Here is a 22,332-nt window from a genome sequence, read left to right on the forward strand (position 1 = left end):
GAGAGTAATGTAATTCTATAAGTGTCTAAAACTTGACCCTAACGGTTTATATACTTGCCCCAGTTTGAGAGTAATGTAATTCTATAAGTGTTTAAAATACAATGGGAAAGTGACGCATCGGTTGCTGTGTCGGAACGGATGGAAATATTCTCCGAAAAACGGTTTTACAAGTGAAAGAGACGTGAAAAATAAGCGGCCAATGATGAGGCGACTTATTTTGCAATGTGTCCTATAGGCGGTAGCGAGGAAAAAAAGAATCCGTATCTTGACTGATACGGATTCTTTTTTTCCGGTGTATACGGATGTGACACGATTTCGACGGTAGACGGTTGTGAGGAGTGGTTTGGGTGTATATGTGTATGTTGCAGGGGGAGTCTTGCAGGGAACGCGTATTTTTACGGTACGGGCGGTACGCGTTTTTTGCGTCGCAGGCGAAAGAAGCGGCGTAAGAGGTCGGCACATTCGTCGGCACGAATGCCGGCGGTAACGGCTACGCGATGGTTCAAGCGGGGGTGGTCCGTCAGGTGAAAGAGGGTATGTACGGCTCCGGCTTTGGGGTGCGTCGTGTTGACTGGGTGTTTTTATACCTCTTTTTATCGTTGCCGCCGGCTTCCGTACTGGCTTGTACGGTTACCATTGCCGTGCGGTTGGTGGCAGTGAAACGGCATTGGAAATTAGCGTTAATTCACAGAAAACGGCATAGACCGTATTTTTTCAGATAGGCAGGCGAAGTAAGGTGAAGAGAATGCGCAGGGGATGGCGGTTGGTGTTGGCAGTGGTCATGGTTTGCGGCGGTTTGGGTGCCAGTATAGATGTTGTTGCGTATGAGGCAAGACGTAGAGGATATGACGTAGAAGCTTTGCCGAATAGTGAAGAATATAGATGGGGAAAGAACGGTGAATACACAAGCCTGTTAGAGGCGTGGTTTAGTATAATCAAATTTACAGAAAACGGGTCATGGAAAGGCTCTGAATTATTACGTGTTGATGATAATAATTTTAACGTTGAGATGATAAATAATATTTTGAAAAAGAGAGAAGAATGATGGGTATACAAGAAAAGGCCACTCTATATGCAAAAAAACTTGGGTACAAGTATGCTGAACGTGATGGGCAGTATGAGGGGAAGGAAGTATATAGGTTGATAGGGGAAAATAAAAACGCCTTTGTCGGACAACCTCAATATATTATAGAAAAAGAAGGAAATTTTAGAGTATTAAAACCCAAAGAACATGATCAATATTTTTGGGGATTAACAAAGGTAAATTAACCTGTTTATGTTGGTGTGGGATATATGAGTAGTATAATGAAAGCGAGAATTGCCTATACGGGTTCTGCTTTAGACAATGGAGAAATGGGGATTCGAAATTTTACCAATGCTTTATTGCGTCGACTATTAGGTTTTTTGTGTGGAAGCAATGGGAGGAAAATTGGGAAAGTGGGGTAGCAAAATACATCTTTTATTGAAAAAATTGAATAAATTGAATAAATCGTGTTATACAGATAAACGGATTTTACGTTTATCTTTTTTTGTTGGAGGTAGTTATGAAAAATGTGTTCGGCATGGCAAGTGATTTTTGCATAATATTTTTAGATATATATCATTTACTAAAATAAAGGCGAGTTAATGACTACAATGAGATAAAAAAATTTGTATATAGAAAAAATGGTACAATTAATTTTTATTAGCGTATAGTATGGATATTAAGCAGTTGTTTAGGTTACGTAAAGAAAGTACACAATGTACCATTAGATTCGAATATATTGGGAGCCATTCCAGATTTTTATACATTGTTTTAATTGTAATTGTAGTAAGATTTGGGGTAATTTCGCTAGAGAGAGCCCACTCTTTAGAAGAATGTCTTCATATGACAATGGTGTTTCATAGGATAGAATTGCTAAAATTTGTGTTTCTTCAGGTGTGAGCGTAGTGGTAGCAACTGGTTGTGAATTAGGTATAGTAGGTGTGATTATTTTTTTATATTCAATGATAACGTCTTCTGTTTTCGTGAGGGCAATGGCCCCATTCCGCAAGAGGGCATTACTTCCCTGGCAGGTAAGAGAATAAATGCTGCCGGGGACGACAAAGATATCACGACCTTCTTCTAGGGCGAAATCTGTGGTAATGAGGGCACCGCTCTTAGCGGCAGCTTCGACAATGATAACTCCAGAGGATAGTCCAGCTATAATGCGATTTCGAGCAGGAAAATTAGCCGCTGAGGGAGGCGTACCGAAGGGGTATTCACTAAGGATACAGCCGTCATTTTTAATTATATTTGCAAATAAGGTGGTATTTTCTGGAGGATAGGTAATATCTATACCAGAGGCAATGACTACAATGGTTTTACCATTGCCTTGCAAGGCTCCTTGGTGTGCTTTGGTATCAATGCCACGAGCTCCGCCACTGACAATAATTACATCTTGTTGAGCTAATTCTTTTCCTAATTGATGGGCAACTCTATTGCCATAGGGGGATGATTTTCGTGATCCGACAATAGAGATAAAAAGATGGTGAGCTGGTGGTAGTTTACCTTGACAATAGAGAATATATGGGGGTGTTGCTGTTTCTTTTAATAAAGGAGGATAAGTTTCATCGTATATTGTAATTAAGGTGGTATTGAATTTTTCTAATAAGGCGGGCAAGCGAGATAAAAATTCGGGGTTTCTTCCTTTTTGTAATATAGAAATACAACTTTCATGAATATCATATTTTTTTAATTCTACAGCCGTAGATTGCCAAATTTTTTTTACATCAGGAATTTTAGTCAATAGGTAAGTTAAGCGTTTATAGCCGATTCCACGAATCATTTGGAGTGCGGCTAGATAGAGTCTATCTTCAGGTACCATCATAGTATCTCCTATTACGGTTGAGGTAAGGTGTTACGATAACTAATTGCTTCAGCTATGTGACTATCTGTAATAGATTCAGACGCATCTAAATCGGCGATAGTTCGGGAAACTTTAATAACTCGATCAAAGCTGCGTGCACTCAATTTTAATGAATCGAATACATGTTGTAATAATTTTTGCCCGTCTGGCGTGAGGTGGCAGGTTTCTTTTACGGCACGATGGCCCATGTGAGCGTTACAATATAAGTGATAAGGTGCTAAACGGGTAACTTGACGTTCACGGGCAATACATACACGTTGGCGAATAGTTTGTGAGGTTTCTTGTTGTATATGAGAGGTTAATTCTTCATATTTGGGGCGTTCTACAGAAACGTGAAGATCGATACGGTCTAAGAGCGGGCCTGAAATTTTTTGAATATAGCGTCGAATTTCGCGTGGGGTACAAGTGCAGGGACGTTCTTTATCACAAAGATAGCCACAAGGGCAAGGATTCATGGCAGCAATTAAGATAAAGCGTGCGGGGTAGGATAAGGTAGCTTGAATACGGGAAATATGAACGATACCATCTTCTAGTGGTTGTCGGAGTACTTCCAGTACGGTTCGAGGAAATTCAGGAAATTCATCTAAGAAGAGAACCCCATTATGACTAAGCGTGACTTCGCCAGGCTTAGGAATAGAGCCTCCGCCAATTAGTCCCCCCATAGAAATGGTATGATGGGGACTGCGAAAAGGCCGTTGTGTATGTAATTGAACCTCATGAAAGAGGCCAGATACACTGTAAATTTTGGTGACTTCCATAGATTCTTGTAATGTCATGGGAGGTAAAATAGTAGGAATACGTTTGGCAAGCATGGTTTTACCTGATCCCGGTGAGCCGATCATGAGGACATTGTGTCCGCCTGCAGCTGCAATTTCCAAGGCTCGTTTGGCTATATATTGACCTTGCACTTCGGAAAAATCTATATCGTAGGATAAAGGGGGATGGATGGGTACATCAAAATGGATAGGCTGTTGTGGTTTGGTTTGGGATAGATGGTTATATAGGGTTTGCAAGGTATCTACGGCATAAATGTTTATATTGGGACAAAGTGTTGCTTCCGCTTGATTTTCGGGATGGACGAAAACATTTGTAAATTTTTGGGCTCGGCCTTCTAGGAGCATGGGAAGTATACCGGTTACGGGTCTAGTTTTTCCGTCTAAGGCTAGTTCACCGATAAATAATGCATGCTCACAAACCTGTTCATCTAATTGTCCGCTTGATACGAGAATTCCAACGGCAATCGCCATATCTAGGCCAGCACTATCTTTTTTTAGGTCAGCTGGGGCAAGGTTTACGGTGATGCGTCGCATGGGAAATTCATAACCACTATTTTTAATAGCTGCACGAACTCTATCCTTTGATTCTTTTACAGCTGTTGTGGCTAGACCAACTAATTCAAAAGCGGGGAGACCATTGGCAATATCAATTTCGACAGAAATAATGTGTCCTTGTAAACCGAGTACAGAGGCACTAAATGTGCGGGCAAACATGAGTGAAACCTCCTAAAAGCAGGGAATAAAAGCATGTTGAATGTGATGAATTTGTTGATTTAGTGGTAATAAAGGAAAGATTTCTATTACGTCGAATCGACAAGACATTTCCCATTGTTCATGCGCTTGTAAGTAACAAATGGCAGTTTTTGTAATTTGACGTTGTTTTTGTAGTGAAACGGCTTCCATTGGCAGACCACATGTACAAGAACGTCGAGTTTTTACTTCAATAAAGACAAGTATATCTTTATCTTGGGCGATAATATCAATTTCTCCAGTTCGGGTTTGATAATTACGGCATAGAATATGATATTTTTTTTTCTGTTGGAGATAGGTTGTTGCAATTTCCTCTCCATAGGCACCTAATAGTTTGGTATTCATAATTCTCCTTTTTTATTTATTATATCAATATAAGATGAAAATGATTTAAATTGTTGATGAAAAATAGATGAAATATAACATTCTAGTGCATGCGTATAATACATGTGGCGTATTCGTTAACGCATTGTGAGGACCTTATGATTATATTGAGTTTATATATGATTTATGTTACCATTATTTTGATAACCAATTTCATTAATGTCATTAATAGGAGGTATTATGAATAAATATATAGCACTTACGTTAGTTGCACTTTTTTCTAGCACCGTCAGTAGTGAAGCGGCTGTACCGACAGGAATATTGGCACCGTCTTACGTGCATCCTGATTATATTGCGATGGAACAATTGCGACCGACAAAAGATATCATTGTGATTACTAAAAAAGACATTCAAGAAAATGGATATACGAGTATATCTGAAGCCTTAAAACGACAGACCGGAATTAACGTAGGTCTTACGGGAGAGGGGAGTATTGATATTCGTGGACAAGGTGATCAGTATGCAGATTCTAATATTCAAGTGTTAGTTGATGGTGTTCCTATTACTACCTTAGTTAATCATCCAATTCACACGAATTATGATGTTGTTCCTATTGAAAATATTGAAAAAATAGAAATTATTCCTGGTGGTGGTTCGGTATTATATGGGTCGGGAACGGTTGGGGGTGTGATTAATATTACGACTAATTTACGTTCCGTCCAGCGTGATCAAACGACAATTGGTATGCGGTATCAGCCGGAAGGATATAGGATGACAGGAAGTATCGCGACCCGGCCCAATGCACGTATTCGCATTACCGGAGGATATACGAAGTATAGAGAAAATTTATATTTTCAGGATACGTGGCAAGGTGGAAATTATTATTTTACTGCTGTTCGTTATGAACCACGTAGTGGTACAGCGCTTACATTTCGGGCGAGTCATTTAGATAATCAAGGCCAATATATTCAATTATTACAAACTCGTAAGATACAGCAATTTGGTAAGGATTATAAACCTGGATATAGAGATTTGACTGTAGGTGTTGATAAAGATGGTAATAAGATTGTGCGTAAAATACGAGATTATAGTATAAAAGATCGAGTGTTGAATACGTATCATATGACGTATATGGCACCATTGGGAAAGTTTTGGAATATGGAAATAGAGGGTTTTACTCAGAACGGAAATTATGCTAACTTTGAATTAAAAAAAATGGAACATCATACGCAGGGGGGCATGCTAAGATTGAGCCGAAATGCAGGAAATCATAAGTGGTTATTCGGCATGGAAGGTACGACGCAACAAGCTAAGTTAGAATATAATGATTATCCGGAAGATAGTAAGCGTCCGGGGAAATATTTGGTTGAACCGTTGTCGTTTTTTTATAAGAAGCAACTTCGTTCGGTATTTTTAATGCATACATTACAACATCATAAGTGGATACTTACGCAAGGAATTCGCCGAGAAGTTTTGCATTGGGATTATGATAAAAAGGGTGCCAAAGGGCTGGCAGGTAAAGATTCATCAAAACGATATAATACAGCAGCCGAATTATCATTAGCATATCAATATACAGATACAGGTAGTGTATTTGCACGTTATGAACGGGCGTATACTGTTCCTAATGGGATTCAAATTTCCGATAAGGTATTAGATCAGAATACATATGAACCTTTATATGTAACGTCATCAGCACAAGATGAAATATATGATTCATATGAATTAGGTTGGCGAGCAAAACTTGGTGCATCTACAATGAAAGCAAGTATTTTTTATAATAAAACGGATAATCAATTATGTCGGGTGGATACATTTTTTGGCATGCAAACAGAAACGAAGAATTTATTACAAACGAGACGACGGGGAATTGAATTGTCGTTACAACAACAGATGGGAAAGTGGAAGTTTTTTGAAGGGTATACTTACGTTAATGGTTCAACTAATTATAATGAGACCGGACGGAAGTTTTTGCAAGCGGAACCAGATAGTGAAATAAACTATGCTAAGAGTGGATTAAAAAAAGTGCCTGCTCATAAAGTGGTGCTTCGCTCAACCTATATGCCGAATCGGCGAATGAAAATTAATGCTATGTATCGTTATGTTGGTGCGTATAAAAATTATTTGAATGAAAGCAAAAAAGGAGATGCTCGTGAAGGTGATCTCGTTCATTCATATGGGGTATTGGATGTATCTATGTCGTATCAAGTACAACCAACATGGGCGATTTATGGTGGTATTACGAATGTATTTAATAAAGAATATTATGAATTTAAAGAAGGTGAGGGGCCTTATAGTACGATTACGCATGGGGCTAATCGTACGTATTATATAGGGGTAAATTATACGCTATAAAAAGGAGACCATGGAATGAGAAAAAATTATGTAGCCGGGCTTATTTTGTTATCCTTAATGGGAGCGATACAAGTGTCAGCTCAAGAGGTGCCAACAGCGATCTTAGCGGATGCGTATGTACGTCCGGAGTATGTAGAAATTGAAAGAATTCGTCATACGAAAGATATTGTCGTGATTACGAAAGAACAGATAAAACAGCGTGGTTATAGTTCGTTAAGTGAAGTATTAGCAAGTGTACCTATAATAAATGTTAATTTAACGGGTAACGGTGATATTGATATTCGTGGACAAGGTGCGGATCAAGCAACACGAAATGTGCAGATTATGGTAGATGGTGCACCTATTACGACATTAGTTAATCATCCTATTAAGACGGATTATAATATAGTGCCGATTGAAAACATTGAAAAAATAGAAATTATTCCTGGCGGTGGTTCAGTTTTATATGGTTCAGGTACTTCAGGTGGCGTGATTAATATTACGACTAATTTGCGTAACATACGGCAATCGCCGAATACGCTGAAGATAGAGAAAAATACGGCTGGAAATCGTTTAGCGTTTCAATTTAAATCGAGTATTAACGAAAAAATTTATTTTGCTGTCGGCGGTACAAGACAACAAAAGCGGTTATATTTTAAGGATACTTATCATAATAGCAAATATGCATATGCGGGAATTGCGTATCAAGATAATAATAAAAAAGTTACTTTTAGAATGTCTCATTTACAAGATGAAGGAAAAATGGTAGGTAATGTATCTGTTGAAAATTTATTGAAATATGACAAACATTATGTACCTAATTTTTTAGAGGTCATTACCGATATAGATGAACAAGGACATGTGAAGAAGGAAAAACGCCGGTCCTATTTGGATGGTAATCGGCAAGCGAATACGTATGTTATTACGTATCAAGAGCAAGTAGGAAAAAGGGCGAGTATGACGACAGATTTATTTTATAATAAAGGTTATTATAGTGGTCCGAATCAAGAAAAATTGCATTATACTACGAAGGGGATAAAAGTAAAATTAGACTATACTTACGGTATGAATAATGTATTGATTGGATTTGATGGATATACGCAACATGGTTCGTTAGCATATGATGATTTTAAATTAGTGTCCTTTAAGAATAAATTATATAAACGTGTGCCGCTCCATTTTATTTATGATAAACAAATAAGAGGGGTGTATGTATTAAATGTTATGAATAGAAATAAGTGGACCTATACGCAAGGTATACGTCGAGAACGGACTAATTGGGGATTTGATAAAAATGGAGCAAATAACATAAAGGGAAACGATGTATCACGGCGTTATAATACGTCAGCAGAGTTATCTGCGGCTTATCAATATACCCCAACGGGACGAGTGTTTGTTCGTTATGAACGTAGTTATACGGTGCCGGATGGATTGCAAATTACCGATCAGATCAAGGATAAACAAAAGCAGAAAAAATATGTTCCTACGACTGCTAAAGATGAACAATTTGATTTATATGAATTAGGTTGGCGAGATAAAATAGGTGTATCTGCGGTTAATATGACTGTATTTTATGCGTATACGCCGAATCAGATGAATAGATTTTATTTGATAGATAAAAATGGGTTACAAATGATGACGATGAATAATTTAGCGACGCGCCGGAAGGGTGTTGAACTAAGTCTTACTCAGCGTGTGGGAAAATGGATTTTTTCTGAGGCTTATGCATATTTACATGGTTATACTACGTATAATGCAGAGGGAGAGGTGTGGACTAAAGCAAATCCCCATAAAAAAATCGACTATACGCGAAGTGGTTTGGTGAAAGTACCTCGTCATAAAGTCGTATTGAATGGAGAATATCGTGTAAATCCAAAACTTTCTCTAGGGGTTACGTATACGTATGTAGGGTCATATAATAATTTTTTTGCTGAGGCCGATAAGAATACGAATGATGGTGGCATAGTTACATCGCATGGCGTTTTTGATGTGCGTTTTCGCTATAAGAGTAGCACGGGGGCGATTTTTTATGGCGGCATCACGAATGTAGGCAATATGAAATATTATGCTTATAAAGCAGGACAAGGTCCTGTTTCTACGATTATGCCGGGAAATGAAAGAGCCTATTATGGTGGGATGAGTTATGAATTTTAAATCATCCTTAGGAATTAATTGGACATGGGCATATTGTCTTTCCGTATTACTACATTTGGGTGTGTTTGGGATAGGGATGTTGCTTGTAGCTCAAACATGGCATCCTTCTTCCTTAACAGTGGTAGAAATTGTTGGTGGGGGCATGCAAGGGGAACGGGGAAACGGTACGTTTCCAGCACCCTTGTCAAAAGCGGTTATGGCAGTGAAGGTTAAGAATGTCTTTACACCGGCGGCGACATTGTCACAGGAAAAAGTACCGGAGGTAAAGCAGGTGGTGCGTACACAAACTGCGGTATCTGCCGATTCGGCTTTAGCCGTTCCACGATCTGTATCGTCTGTACCGGTTTCTGGGGGATCATCTTGGAGCGGTGCAGACAAACACGAGGGCGGTACAGCGGGAACGGCAGGAAACAATGGCGCATCTGGCACAGGGATGGCAGGAAAAGGCAATTCGCACGGTCTTGGTGCAGGCTTTGTTGATAATGGAGATGGTACTTATACGGCGAATGCCAATGCAATGCTTTCTTATCGTATTATACGTGATGCTAAAGTTGTTTATCCAGAAGAAGCCAGGTCGATTGGCTATGCGAAAACGGTTGTTGTTCATGCACGTATTTTAGTGGGCGTTAATGGGAAGGTTGAAGTGGTGCAGATTGTTTCTAGAACGCCTAATTTAGGCTTTAAAGAAGCGGCTGAAAGTGCATTGTGGAATATGAAGTTTGCCCCGATCACATATAAAGGGTATAAGATTAAAATGTATTTTCAAAAGACGATATATTTTCAACCATAGCGGTATGTTTTTTACATACCGCTTTTTTATTCTATATTTGCATATGTATTGCAAATATAGAATATATGATATAATCGCATTTGCATATATTCTATGATATACTACATATGCATTAAAATAGCATATTATTAAAGGGGGATATAACACAGATGAAATATCGCATATCAGCATATAAAATGGCTATGCTTATTGGTTTTATGGTGTGTTCAACGGTAGGCAATGTCATGGCGTTGGATACGGTTGAGCAGGATATAACTATTCAACACGAACAAGCAAAAGGATGGGCGTCACATATTCAGGATGAACATTCACGGCGAGTGTATATGGAGGGTACTCATCGTCATCGTGAAAAACATGAAACACATGTGAGTAAAGAAGCTTTTACAAAAGAAGAACATGCAACCACTACGAAAAAACATATGGTTCATAAGGGTACAGATAAAGCACTTGCTATTGTTGTGGGGGAGAATTATGAGGCTCATAAACGTCAGGTTTTTCTTGATGCATGGCAAGGAGGATTGCGAGAAACCGGTGATGACATGGCGTATAATCAGGGGGTTTTAGGTCTCGTTTATCAAAAAGGCAAGTGGGGACTTGTCGATAAAGCGGGAGAGATGATTGTTCCGCTTACTTATAAGGAATTAACATATATTGGGGATGGCGTATTTCGTGGTACGGGAAAAGGCCATGTCGAGTATATTGATAGTACGGGAAAAAAAGTAGCCAATCCTGCTTTTGAAGGAAAAACACATTTTTATCGTGAAAATGGCCGTTATGGTATCGTTAGTGCGATGGGAGAACGTGTGACATCACCTATATATAGACGTGTTGTTACACCTTTTCAGGAACAAATTGCGTTTGTAGAAATAAAACACAAAAAAGTTGTAGCTATCAATGAAGAAGGGCAAGTTTTATTTCAAGCACCTTCTAGGCTGATGAAAGCTTATGCACATGGGTTAGCAGAATATCGATATCCTGCACACTCTTTTCGTGTGGGAATGGTAGCGGGGATGATCGCACAACATTATATGACGGATCAAGGCGTTGTTTTTACGGAGCAAAATGATGTATCAACGACAGTTTGTAAGCGGGGGTATATTGATCATGCAGGAAACATCATTATTGATGCTAAGTATGATGTGGTTTATCCATTGACAAAGTGGGGAACGTTTGTAGGGGATAAAGGAAGATTGCAATTTGTAAATACGAAGGGAAAAACAGTTATTGCTGCAGGTAATTATCGTATTCAAGGAAAATATATCGACTTTGTTTCTGGGCGAGCGGCATTGCAAGATGAACAGACAGGAAAATTTTCAGTTTGGTCATTAGATACAGGCAAGAACATATCCGGTAAGACTTATGATGATGTTGTATTTTTACATAAACAGTTTTGGGCAGGGCGGATTAATAATACCCTTGTTATTGTCGCGGCAGATACCGGTAATGAATTGTTTGTTTTACCTAATATGATTCGTATTCTTCCATTTGGAAATGAAGAATATACATGGGTATTTAGTAAGGACCATACGTATTCTATACTACATCAGAGTGGCCGTATTGTTTATACGGCACCGAAGGGGAGTATTCGTGGTGTTATGGCGTTTAAGCATGGTCATACGGCAGTTCGTTATAAAACAAAATGGGCTATCCTTGATGCACAGGGGAATATTGTACTTGATAATATGCCTTATGAGACGGTTAAGTTGGTATAAAAAAATCCTAACAGATTCATTCTGTTAGGATTTTTTTTATTTTCCCCAAAGGGTGCCAAATTTATATAATGCACGATTCATAAATGAGCCGGATACGTATAGTGCGATGACTATGGATATCGTAACTATTATGGTTCGCTGAGCCTCTATTGCATAGGAGGAAAACAGGCTTATATAACTAAGCAATGTAGGAAATGCGGCTTCTAAGGAAACACAACAGACAAATAAGGCAATAAAAAAGATACACATTGCACAGCCTGAAATCAATATGTAGGGCATAACATGATATAATTTTTTCATAATCTACACCTCCTAGTAGATAACGTGAAAATATTGATTACACCTTTAGTATACCCTATATTATCAAAATGTCAATACTAAATGAGATTAAAAATGAGATTGAAATTGATAGTGCTATAATCATGCCTAGCTATTATGACTATAGAAGAATTGGCGATGCAAGTAAAACATAATGATACATTGCGTAAAAATGGCAAATGCTTCCACCGAGTACAAAAAAATGCCAGATAAGATGTTGGAAAGGAAGCTTTTTCCAAAGATAAAAGATAGCACCTAAGGTATACCAAAGCCCTCCCACGAGTAGCCAGATAACGGCTTGTGGAGATAGATGGATCCATAAAATAGGTAAGGTACCTACTAATAACCATCCCATAAGAACATAGCAAAGGGTGGCGAGTTTTTTGAATTTGTGTACATTGAAACATTGCCATAATACACCGATGAGTGCGACTATCCAGATAATAATCGCGATGGCGAGCCCATGATAATGTCGCAATACCGTCAGTAATACGGGTGTATCGGTTCCAGCAATTAATATATATATAGCAGCGTGATCTAATATTTTAAATATTCGTGATACGGTGGGTAAGCAAAAAAAAGAATGATAAAATGTACTCATACTATACATAAATATTAATGAAAGACCATAGATGATAGCAGATAGGATATATAAGCTATCTTTATTATGCGTTATTACTTGATGTAGCATGAGGACCAGGCCGATTATAGACAATATAATGCCGAGACCATGGGTAATGGCATTGAAAATTTCTTCTATGATATCGCGTGTTTTCATATATAAATCTCCTTTGATACAGATGGTATTCATTTCATTGTGTAGATTCTATTATAGTGCATATAATCAAGCAAGGGAATACGTATAGAGCGAATGTAGGGGAAATTAGCAATGTAGAAAAGACAGAAAGCGACGGATGATTACGCCGTTTTCTGTCTTTTTATAAGATGTTATGAATAAGATGAAGTTTTTAGTAAGATGTATTTAACATAAGGTGTTGAATTAAAAAAACATATGGTTGTCTGGTTAGTTTATAATTTCCATGTCGCATTAACACGATATTCTCGCCCCAAGATGGATAAGTCAGTAAGTTTAGTTTGGAAGAGGTTGTCAATCCCGGCATACAGGGAGAAACGATTATTCCATGTTTTATGCATTCCTATATTGAATTGAGGATAGGAATAGAGTTTGTTATTTTGATGGATAGCGTATAAATAATTTTTGGTATATCGACCCATTAGCGTAATGTGGAAGGGATTTTTGTGATGATCATGATATTGAATGAGGATAGAAGCAACTTCTTCAGCTCGATTATGTAAGCGGTGTTTGCTTTTGGCGTCAATGGCATCATTCCAGTTATATTGCAATTTTCCTGTCCAGTGTTCGGAAATTTTGGTGCCTATTTCCATTTCGATACCATTGATTTGGGCAGCATTTATATTTTGATATTTGTAGGCATTTTTTATAGGATGAGAAAAATCAAAATCAATGAGATTTGAGATATGATTATTAAAATATGTCATTTTAATAAAAGAAGTACCATTTTGTCCTTCTAAACTAATGTCATAGCTAATGGAATATTCGGGTTTTAAATCAGGATTTCCTAATAAATAAAATCCGTGATGGAAAAAGTTCATATGTAATTCGCTTACCGTCGGTGCTTTGAATCCTTTGCCAACATTTGCTTTTATTTTCCAAATAGGAGTAACATTATAAGTTAATCCTAATTTAGGAATTATTACATTGCCAAAATTATGGTTATGTTCATAACGCAAAGAAGGGAATAACCATAACTGATCACTTATTTTGTATATGTCTTCGACATATAAGGCATGGGAAAAATTGGTAAATTCGTTTTCCGCTTTTTTTAGAGCAGCGGTTGGCATGCCTACTGACGAAACGGTTTGTGGATTACCAATGCGTGTGCTTTTTTGGAATTGTTTTTTGACTTCAAATCCGATAGTAAGATTATGGTTATCGCCGATAAAGGTTGTGTTTTTCCCTTCTAAAACAGATGTTGTATAAGTTGATGTGTCCGTGTCTTGGAATACTTTAAAATTATTAGGGGCTTGCGGTGAAGCGGCGAAGTCACGTTGATGTTTATGTAAGGTATTCGTATAGGCACGTAATACGTATTCATTATTATTTGTTTTTCCAGAAAAGCGGATAGATAGACTATTTTGGGAGTTATCAAATAATTGCTTGGTATTTATAAATCCTTTATGGGGATAGCGAATGTCTTTGAACGTGCGACTATTTAAGGTAAGAGCACTCTCCATTCGCCATAAGGAAAGATCGAATTGTTGGTTTTTATGATGGGGCAAATGATAACTTCCCTTTAGGCAGTAGTTACGTCTGATGCCACTTGCTTCAGCAGGATTATTGGCTTTTAATTGATTTTCGACATGCCAATCAAGCGTGCCAAAGAAGGTTCCTGGAGTACCAAAGTTAGTATGAAGGGAGCCCATGGTCCGTTTGGTTCCAGCTCCATATGATAGGATAGTTTTAGATTTTTGGTTTGATTGCTTGGTAATAATATTAATAATACCACCAATAGCATCGGATCCGTATAATGAACTGCCTGTACCGCGTACGATTTCAATGCGGTCAATTTCAGATATATTGATTCGTTGTAGTACTTTTGTATTTGCTAGTTGTGGTGTATCTTCCCCGGAAATACGTTCACCATCAATGAGAAATAGGGTATGGGAGGAGGATAGTCCTCGGATTTGTAGGGCTGTACCATGATTAGAACGAGAGGTATCTACACCGAACGTATAAGCGAAGATATCTGTAACACTTGTCGCACCTAGTTTTTCTATGTCTTTAGCAGTAATAACTTCGACAGATTGCGATACAAGTCGTATATTTTCTTTTGTTTTGGTAGCTGTGATGACGATATCTTTTGTTAATGCACCAGAAGGAGGATGGGGCATACTTGCTTGGACTGATGTAGTAAATGTTGAGGTGGCGAGTACACTTAAGGTACTTAATATGGTAAGACGTGCGATAATTCTTTTTTGTTGTAACATGTTTTTCCCTCTTTCATAAGATATTAATTATCGTTATCATAATATCAAAATATGAATATAAATGCAATATAAAAATAGAAAATAGTTTTTCTTGTATAATGAAAAAAATGATAATACATGCCGTTTAAAGCTGCTTATTTGTTGAAAAAAAGAAAATAAATATATGAATAATATTACATATGAATAAGCATACATATGCATAAATGCTCATGTGAAAATAAAATCATATGAGTAAGAGGTGTAAGGGAAAAATAATACTATAAAAAATTGTCTGGAGTAAGATGAGTTCTTATCATTTCCAATTTCATGTGTTATACTATACCACAGAAAAAGATGTAGGAGGCGGCATATATGGCATCGTGTATTATGCTCCAAGGAACAGCTTCGCATGTAGGAAAAAGCATTCTTACAACGGCATTATGCCGTATTTTTTTGCAAAAGGGAAGGCATGTTGTACCATTTAAAGCACAAAATATGTCTTTAAATTCATATGTTACAATAGATGGAAAAGAAATGGGACGGGCACAAGTAGCACAAGCAGAAGCGGCGGGTTTGTTACCCGACGTAGATATGAATCCAGTGTTACTTAAACCTACGGGAAATGCTACTTCACAAGTGATTATCCATGGTCTGGCAAGGGGAATTATGTCGGCCCGTGATTATCACAAAAAGTATGCATTACATGCTTTTTCAGCAGTGCAAGATTCGTTACTGCGGCTACAAGCTGCGTTTGATACGATTGTCATCGAAGGTGCTGGTAGTCCCGCAGAAGTTAATTTAAAAGATCAAGATATTGTCAATATGCGTGTGGCTAAATATTTACAGGCTCCTGTGTTGTTGGTTGCAGATATTGATCGTGGCGGAGCTTTGGCGAGTATTGTAGGGACATTGGAGTTATTAGAACCAGATGAGCGGGCATTAATACAGGGGTTGATTATCAATAAATTTCGTGGGGATGTATCATTATTTACACCGGCGATAGACTTTTTAGAGCAGAAAACGAATAAACCCGTATTAGGGGTAATTCCTTTTTTAGAAAATCTCGGCATAGAGGAAGAAGATTCGGTGAGTTTAGAAGATGTATCTCTTTGTCCTAAAGCGGATAAGCATATTCATATAGCGGTGATAAGGCTTCCTAAAATATCCAATTTTACAGATTTTTCTGCTTTTTCAATTGAGCCAGATGTGCAAGTGTTTTATACACAAGAGGCAGCGCATTTATTTCAAGCTGATTTGATTATTATTCCAGGAAGCAAGAATACGGCAGAAGATCTACAGTGGCTTCACCGCCATCGGCTGGACATAGCGTTACAACAGGCATTGGCGAAGCAAATACCGATTATCGGTATTTGCGGAGGATATCAAATGCTGGGTGAGAAGATTGTTGATCCTAAAAGAACTGAATCAGAGGTAGGGTGTATTGATGGATTAGGAATTTTACCAATTACTACGACGTTTTGTAAACAAAAAAAGATGGCACAAGTAAGGGGAATTTGCAGATCCTTTCCATTTCTTGGAAAAGCGTTGCCGCAGCAATGTGTACAGGGATATGAAATTCATCATGGGCAATCATACACGGATAAATTTGATGCAACGTTGATTACGCTTGATTTACAGCAAACACAGAAGCCCTATATCGTAGGTATGGCACGAGCTGATGGAATGGTGTGGGGGACGTATTTGCATGGAATTTTTGATGAAGATGGTTTTCGACGTAATTTATTGAATGAACTTAGGCAGCGAAAGGGATTTATGCGGCTGCCTTTAACTCGATCATATCGCGTAGAAAAAGAAAGAGCATATGATAGATTGGCTATGCATGTTAGAACGTATCTTCAGATGGATAAGATCTATCGCATTATGGCTGGAGGCATGTAGAATGGTTGTTATAGTAGCTGGAATAATCGATTGGTTGGTAGGAGATCCGCAATCGCCGTTTCATCCAGTAGCATGTATTGGGTATATCATTGCAAAAGTTGAAAAATATGTCTATCCTTTGCAGCGGTCACCCAAAGAACAGATAGTGTTAGGCGGGCTCGGTACGGCCTTGGTATTGTTGATTATAGGAAATATTATTATGTGGGGAGAAGTGCTTTTATACCACTGGTTACCGCTGTATGTTCGCTATCTTGTAGAGGCGTTTATTTTATCGTTTACGATTTGTCCGCGGAGTTTAGCAAAGGCGGCTCGGGATGTGCAAATGGCGTTACAGTATAACCATCTTCAACGGGCAAGATATTATGTCAGTCATATTGTTGGACGAGATACTAAACAGCTCACAGCGTGTGAAATCGTACGTGCTACGGTGGAAACGGTAGCAGAGAATACGATAGATGGCATTATATCACCGCTCTTTTTTTATTTGTTATTTGGGATTCCTGGAGCAGTGTTGTATCGGACCGTTAATACGTTGGATTCTATGTGGGGATATAAAAATGAACGATTTTTATATTTTGGGCGAGTTGCAGCACGACTTGATGATATAGGTAATTATATTCCTGCTAGACTGACTTTTTTGCTTTTAGTGGTAGTTTCATGGGTTGTCCATTTTGATAGCAAAGGAGCATGGTGTATAGGCTGGCGTGACGCTAACAAACACCCTAGTCCCAATGGTGGATGGGCTGAAGCAACCGTAGCTGGTGCTTTGCATGTGCAATTAGGTGGCTATAATTCGTATTTTGGTAAGGTATCATTTCGTGCGTATATGGGCGATGCTTCAGAAATGCTAGCACCAAAACATATTACAAAAGCGATACAATTAATGTATGGAAGTACAGTGATTATGATTGCTGCCGTAGCCTTATTTCGTATTTTTTAAGTAAGAAAACGGAATTTGTAAAAAATATAGATTTATTGTGATATATATAATATAAATAAAAATTTTATGGAAAGTATTGCATTATTTGTAAATAGTGGTATTATAATAAACATGATATGCACCTTATATAGGTGAACGGTGATTTTATGCGTGTCGAAAAGAGCACGCATAAAATTTTAACTTATTTAAGGAACTTTTGTTGCACTCAAAGGAACAATATGTGCTTTATAGTGGGTGTAACGAAGATAAGGATATCATGATTAGTATTAGTAGGTTGGATTGGAGGTGAGATGATGGAACGATTTGAACATGGTGGCAATATTTACTCTCCGTCAGCGTTGGGGGCATGGTTAGATTTTAGTGCTAATATTAATCCGTTAGGTTTATCGCCGGCAGTACAGAAAAGTTTACATGAACATATAGAAAAGGTGGTGGTGTATCCGGATCCGCATATGCGTGATTTGATTTCAAGTATAGCCGAGCAGTACCGCATTCCGGAAGAACAGATATTTCCTGGAAATGGAGCGGCTGAACTTTTTTATTTATATTTTCATGTATATCGACCAAAACGAGTCGTGTTACCAGTCCCTTCTTTTTCAGAATATGAAAGAGCAGCTTATTCTGTGTCAAGTCAGGTTACGTATATATATAGCAAGCCTCAGGAAGATTTTGAGTTTCCTTTTGAGGAAGTTATGACCGCATGTCCCTATGCGGATTGTGTGATTATTGGAAATCCTAATAATCCGACGGGGACTTTGTTAGATAAAGAACGATTGACTCAGTTAATTTGTTACGCTCATGAATACCAAACTGATATCATGATAGATGAATCGTTTTTGGAATTTATGACCGAAGCAGACGCTTATACGGTGCGTGATTTGGTATCATGTTATGATAACTTGATTGTCATTCAGTCATTGACCAAGTTATATGCGTTACCGGGCTTGCGTTTAGGTTTTGCCATAGTATCACCACAACGAAGTAAGGAAATGGCAGCACATACGGATGTTTGGCATGTGAATATATTAGCTCAGTATGCAGGTGTGGCGGCATTGCAAGAAACGGTGTATCGAGAGGAATCGCGGCGAATTATATCCAGTGAAAAGCAATGGCTATTTCATCAATTAACGGATGAATTAGGGTTTGATGTAGTTTTTCCCTCGGTTAATTTTTTATTATTTAATACGCGTAAGCAAGGACTAACGGCCGAAGCATTAAGGGTAGCGTTGCGTGAGCAAGGTATTTTAATTCGTAATTGTGAAGCTTATGAAGGATTAGATCGATATTATAGTCGTATTGCCGTTAAATTACGTAGTCAGAACGAAAGATTGGTGAAGAAACTAAAAGATATTATAGATAATAGAATATAGAGAAAACGCCTAACAGCATTGCACTTGATTGATAAAAGAAAGTAAATTAAACGAAGTTTCATAAAATTTTGATATAAATTTCATAAAAACCTTTTCTTTTTAAATTAATGTGGTATAATACTTATAAACAATTCTACGTTTAAGAAATGCATTTTTAATGCAAAAATGCTGTTAGGAGGATGAGAGTATGGGTGAGAAGAAAAGAAGTAGAACTGTAGCAATTGGATTGATGTTGTTTGCACTGTTTTTTGGGGCAGGAAATTTGATTTTTCCAGCGTCAATGGGGCAACATGCAGGGACTAACGTCTGGTGGGCTGTGTTAGGTTTTGTATTTACTGGTGTAGGTTTACCTTTATTAGGTGTATTAGCTATGGGGTATTCGGGCTGTAAGAATTTACAAGAATTAGCGAGTCGTGTACATCCTAAGTTTGGTCTGTTTTTCACGGTATTATCTTTTATTACTATTGGACCAGCTTTTGCAACACCTCGAACGGGAAGCGTATCTTATGAAATTGCTGTTCGGCCGTTTTTGGCAAATGGTGGTAGTGACTTGTCGATGATTGGCTTTTTAGTACTTTTTTTTGTTATTTCTTTTTGGTTATCTGCATCGCCTCAAAAACTGGTTGATCGTATTGGAAAAATATTAACACCGAGTTTATTAATTGCCATTGTTATTTTAATTATTAAATCGTTTATTACACCATTGGGTGTACCCGTAATGCCAACGGCAGAATTTGCAACTCCCTCTATTGCCACGTTACAAGGCTTTTTAGATGGATATAATACAATGGATGCTATTGCATCGTTAGTATTTGCTATTTTGGTTATTGAATTTTTGATGGAAGATGGCGTTACCGAGTCTAGACAAATTACAAAAGAAGTGTTTAAAGCTGGTTTTGTTGCAGTATTTTTCTTAGCTGTAGTATATATTTTTGTAGCTAAGATCGGTGCAGATAGTGTTACCGTGTTTGGTATCCAAAGTACAGGAGCACCAGTATTATCGTTGAGCGCAATGCATTTGTTTGGTAATGTAGGGGCGATTTTATTAGCGATTATCGTATTATTAGCTTGTTTATCCACTAGTATTGGCTTGATTACTTCATGTGCTGCTTATTTCCACGGTTTGTTTTCTGGAATTAGCTATCGCAAATGGGTTACGTTGTTCTCGGTTGTATCATTTTTAGTTGCTTTGTTTGGTTTAAAAACGATTATTGTAGCAGCTATTCCCGTATTGATGTTTATTTACCCGATCGTAGTAGTTCTGATTCTTTTAACTTTCTTACATAACTTATTTGATGGACGGCAATGTGTGTATGCTTGGACTGTTGGATTAACGCTGATAACAGCATTGATTAATGGCACACAGACTGCTCATATTTCCTTAGGACCTGTTGATTCTTTCTTTAATTCGGTAGTACCATTTCATGCACTTGGCATGAGTTGGGTATGCTTTGCTGCTATTGGTTTCATTATAGGATTGCTATGGAAAGTGGCGAAAAAGTCAGCTTAGTTAGTAGATAATAGTAAGGTTAAAGAACTCTCATCTTTTGAGAGTTCTTTTTTATTTTTATGGAGGTGGTTATATGCATATATTTCGATGCAAATCATATGAGCGATTGATGGAAGAGGCAAAAGACAATCAACATTTATTGAAAGCCTTAGGTGCACTTGATATTACGTTGTTAGGATTAGGCATTATTATTGGTACGGGTATTTTTGTTTTGACTGGTATCGGTGCAGCTGAATATGCGGGTCCAGGGTTGATGTTGTCGTTCGTACTTGCGGCTGTTACGTGTGCCTTTATTTGTTTGGCTTATGCAGAGTTGGCTTCATTTTTACCAGCTGCAGGGAGTACGTATACCTATGCTTATTCTTCTTTAGGAGAGCTGTTTGGCTGGTGGGTTGGCTGGAGTCTGATCTTAGAATATTCTGTTGGTGCTAGTGCGGTAGCTGGAGGCTGGTCTGCTTATTTTTCTGGTATTTTACATGCAGCTGGATTAGATTTACCTAGACAATTAATTATGGTGCCAGCGGAAGGTGGATGGGTTAATTTACCCGCTGTGCTTATTGTAGTCGTATCTACGGCATTGCTTATATTTGGAGTGCAGGCGAGTGCCAAAATTAATCGCTTATTGGTATTTATCAAATTAGGGACTATTTTTCTTTTCCTCTTTTTGGCAGCACCTCATATTAATCCTTTGCATTGGAAACCGTTTTTACCTTTTGGTGTAAAAGGAGTTGTGGCAGGGACGGCTGTATTGTTTTTTGCTTACTTGGGTGTAGATGCATTGGCAACAACGGCAGAAGAGGCTAAAAATCCTAAACGCGATATGCCTATAGGAATTCTTTCGGCATTGCTTTTATGTACTATATTGTATATTGCCGTATGTGCAGTGATGACTGGTGTTGTACCTTATCCACAATTAGATACGGCTGCACCCGCTTCTTTTGTCTTAGAATATATAGGATTACGTTTTGGTTCTGCTATTGTGGGCACGGGAGCTATATGCGGTTTGTCAACGGTTATTTTAGGCATGCTTTTTGCCCAGAGCCGTGCGTTGTATGCGATGAGTCGGGATGGGCTTATTCCAATGCGATTATACAAGGTACATCCACGATTTCGTTCGCCTTATATCATTCAATTACTCGTTGGGGGAGTTGTCGCTATCATTACGGGCTTTACGCCCATTCATATAGTGGCAGAAGTATGTAGTGCCGGTACGATCTTTGCCTTTTTATGTGCGTGCGTAGGAATTTTGATTTTGCGTAAACGGTATCCCGATAAACCACGTGGATTCCGTTGCCCTGCTGTGAAGGTGATTGCTCCATTGGGATTTATTTTTTGTGGTTTCATTTTTTCACAATTATCTAGTTGTACGATGATATTATTTTGCGTATGGACGCTAATTGGTTTTGTCGTATATGGGTTATATGGATATCGTCATAGTGAGTTGAGAAAAGAAGAACAATAATTTATTTAATTGGTTGGATATGTATTTAACACGGCTTATATAGATATATAAGCCGTGTTTTTTGTCGCTTTGCGGCAGAAGGGAAACGGGGTTTAT

General features: G+C 38.1%; 19 protein-coding genes. 13 read left to right on the forward strand and 6 right to left on the reverse strand.

What is annotated here, in order from left to right:
* Positions 1-524: 524 nt before the first annotated feature.
* The 4 genes from HMPREF3182_RS01440 to HMPREF3182_RS07525 are packed head-to-tail and all read left to right on the forward strand — an operon-like array spanning position 525 to position 1,446.
* Entirely contained in the window at positions 525-722 is a 198-nt protein-coding gene (locus HMPREF3182_RS01440) for a hypothetical protein (protein ID WP_235808621.1), read from the forward strand.
* A gap of 14 nt (positions 723-736) precedes the next feature.
* Positions 737-1,045: a hypothetical protein gene (locus HMPREF3182_RS01445; RefSeq protein WP_206445529.1), complete on the forward strand. Its 309-nt coding sequence runs from the start codon at positions 737-739 to the stop codon at positions 1,043-1,045.
* On the forward strand, positions 1,042-1,269 hold the full coding sequence (locus tag HMPREF3182_RS01450; RefSeq protein WP_156208642.1) for a hypothetical protein: 228 nt from the start codon (positions 1,042-1,044) through the stop codon (positions 1,267-1,269). The genes HMPREF3182_RS01445 and HMPREF3182_RS01450 overlap by 4 nt, the downstream gene beginning before the upstream one ends.
* Before the next feature lie 24 nt (positions 1,270-1,293).
* On the forward strand, positions 1,294-1,446 hold the full coding sequence (locus HMPREF3182_RS07525) for a hypothetical protein (RefSeq protein WP_156208643.1): 153 nt from the start codon (positions 1,294-1,296) through the stop codon (positions 1,444-1,446).
* A 302-nt stretch (positions 1,447-1,748) separates the two neighbouring features.
* Here the strand turns inward: HMPREF3182_RS07525 and dprA are convergent, their stop codons facing one another.
* Genes dprA through HMPREF3182_RS01465 form a run of 3 tightly spaced genes read right to left on the reverse strand, consistent with a single transcriptional unit; the run spans position 1,749 to position 4,759 of the window.
* Entirely contained in the window at positions 1,749-2,849 is a 1,101-nt protein-coding gene (gene dprA, locus HMPREF3182_RS01455) for a DNA-processing protein DprA (protein ID WP_180977842.1), read from the reverse strand.
* A gap of 11 nt (positions 2,850-2,860) precedes the next feature.
* On the reverse strand, positions 2,861-4,378 hold the full coding sequence (locus HMPREF3182_RS01460) for a YifB family Mg chelatase-like AAA ATPase (protein WP_062485109.1): 1,518 nt from the start codon (positions 4,376-4,378) through the stop codon (positions 2,861-2,863).
* A 12-nt stretch (positions 4,379-4,390) separates the two neighbouring features.
* Entirely contained in the window at positions 4,391-4,759 is a 369-nt protein-coding gene (locus HMPREF3182_RS01465) for a YraN family protein (RefSeq protein ID WP_007392582.1), read from the reverse strand.
* A 219-nt stretch (positions 4,760-4,978) separates the two neighbouring features.
* On the opposite strand from HMPREF3182_RS01465, the gene HMPREF3182_RS01470 reads away from it, so the two are divergent.
* The 4 genes from HMPREF3182_RS01470 (at position 4,979) to HMPREF3182_RS01485 (ending at position 11,728) form a co-directional block, all read left to right on the forward strand.
* Positions 4,979-7,093, forward strand: coding sequence for a TonB-dependent receptor (locus HMPREF3182_RS01470; protein ID WP_062485111.1), 2,115 nt, complete (start codon positions 4,979-4,981; stop codon positions 7,091-7,093).
* 15 nt (positions 7,094-7,108) lie between these two features.
* On the forward strand, positions 7,109-9,226 hold the full coding sequence (locus tag HMPREF3182_RS01475) for a TonB-dependent receptor (RefSeq protein WP_062485113.1): 2,118 nt from the start codon (positions 7,109-7,111) through the stop codon (positions 9,224-9,226).
* Positions 9,216-10,016, forward strand: coding sequence for an energy transducer TonB family protein (locus tag HMPREF3182_RS01480; RefSeq protein WP_062485115.1), 801 nt, complete (start codon positions 9,216-9,218; stop codon positions 10,014-10,016). The genes HMPREF3182_RS01475 and HMPREF3182_RS01480 overlap by 11 nt, the downstream gene beginning before the upstream one ends.
* A gap of 149 nt (positions 10,017-10,165) precedes the next feature.
* Positions 10,166-11,728, forward strand: coding sequence for a WG repeat-containing protein (locus HMPREF3182_RS01485; RefSeq protein ID WP_062485117.1), 1,563 nt, complete (start codon positions 10,166-10,168; stop codon positions 11,726-11,728).
* Between the two features lie 36 nt (positions 11,729-11,764).
* Here HMPREF3182_RS01485 and HMPREF3182_RS01490 read toward each other — a convergent pair whose 3' ends face one another.
* The 3 genes from HMPREF3182_RS01490 to HMPREF3182_RS01500 all read right to left on the reverse strand — a co-directional run bounded on the left by HMPREF3182_RS01490 (position 11,765) and on the right by HMPREF3182_RS01500 (position 15,076).
* Positions 11,765-12,028 (reverse strand): hypothetical protein, encoded by a 264-nt coding sequence (locus tag HMPREF3182_RS01490; protein WP_062485119.1) that lies wholly within the window; start codon positions 12,026-12,028, stop codon positions 11,765-11,767.
* A 139-nt stretch (positions 12,029-12,167) separates the two neighbouring features.
* A complete protein-coding gene (gene trhA, locus HMPREF3182_RS01495) occupies positions 12,168-12,824 on the reverse strand; it encodes a PAQR family membrane homeostasis protein TrhA (protein WP_062485121.1) in 657 nt (218 codons plus the stop codon).
* Between the two features lie 251 nt (positions 12,825-13,075).
* Positions 13,076-15,076, reverse strand: a complete 2,001-nt coding sequence (locus HMPREF3182_RS01500) for a TonB-dependent receptor plug domain-containing protein (RefSeq protein WP_062485123.1) — start codon at positions 15,074-15,076, stop codon at positions 13,076-13,078.
* Positions 15,077-15,427: 351 nt separating this feature from the next.
* Between HMPREF3182_RS01500 and HMPREF3182_RS01505 the strand changes: the two genes are divergently transcribed.
* The 5 genes from HMPREF3182_RS01505 (at position 15,428) to HMPREF3182_RS01525 (ending at position 22,236) form a co-directional block, all read left to right on the forward strand.
* Positions 15,428-16,954, forward strand: coding sequence for a cobyric acid synthase (locus tag HMPREF3182_RS01505; protein WP_062485125.1), 1,527 nt, complete (start codon positions 15,428-15,430; stop codon positions 16,952-16,954).
* A 1-nt stretch (position 16,955) separates the two neighbouring features.
* Positions 16,956-17,894: an adenosylcobinamide-phosphate synthase CbiB gene (cbiB, locus tag HMPREF3182_RS01510; RefSeq protein ID WP_062485127.1), complete on the forward strand. Its 939-nt coding sequence runs from the start codon at positions 16,956-16,958 to the stop codon at positions 17,892-17,894.
* Positions 17,895-18,184: 290 nt separating this feature from the next.
* Positions 18,185-19,264, forward strand: coding sequence for a pyridoxal phosphate-dependent aminotransferase (locus HMPREF3182_RS01515; protein WP_062485129.1), 1,080 nt, complete (start codon positions 18,185-18,187; stop codon positions 19,262-19,264).
* 187 nt (positions 19,265-19,451) lie between these two features.
* Positions 19,452-20,774, forward strand: coding sequence for a branched-chain amino acid transport system II carrier protein (brnQ, locus tag HMPREF3182_RS01520; RefSeq protein WP_062485131.1), 1,323 nt, complete (start codon positions 19,452-19,454; stop codon positions 20,772-20,774).
* A 73-nt stretch (positions 20,775-20,847) separates the two neighbouring features.
* Positions 20,848-22,236, forward strand: a complete 1,389-nt coding sequence (locus HMPREF3182_RS01525; protein WP_007392602.1) for an amino acid permease — start codon at positions 20,848-20,850, stop codon at positions 22,234-22,236.
* Positions 22,237-22,332 lie beyond the last annotated feature (96 nt).

It is taken from the genome of Megasphaera hutchinsoni, assembly GCF_001553405.1.
Taxonomy (GTDB): domain Bacteria; phylum Bacillota; class Negativicutes; order Veillonellales; family Megasphaeraceae; genus Megasphaera; species Megasphaera hutchinsoni.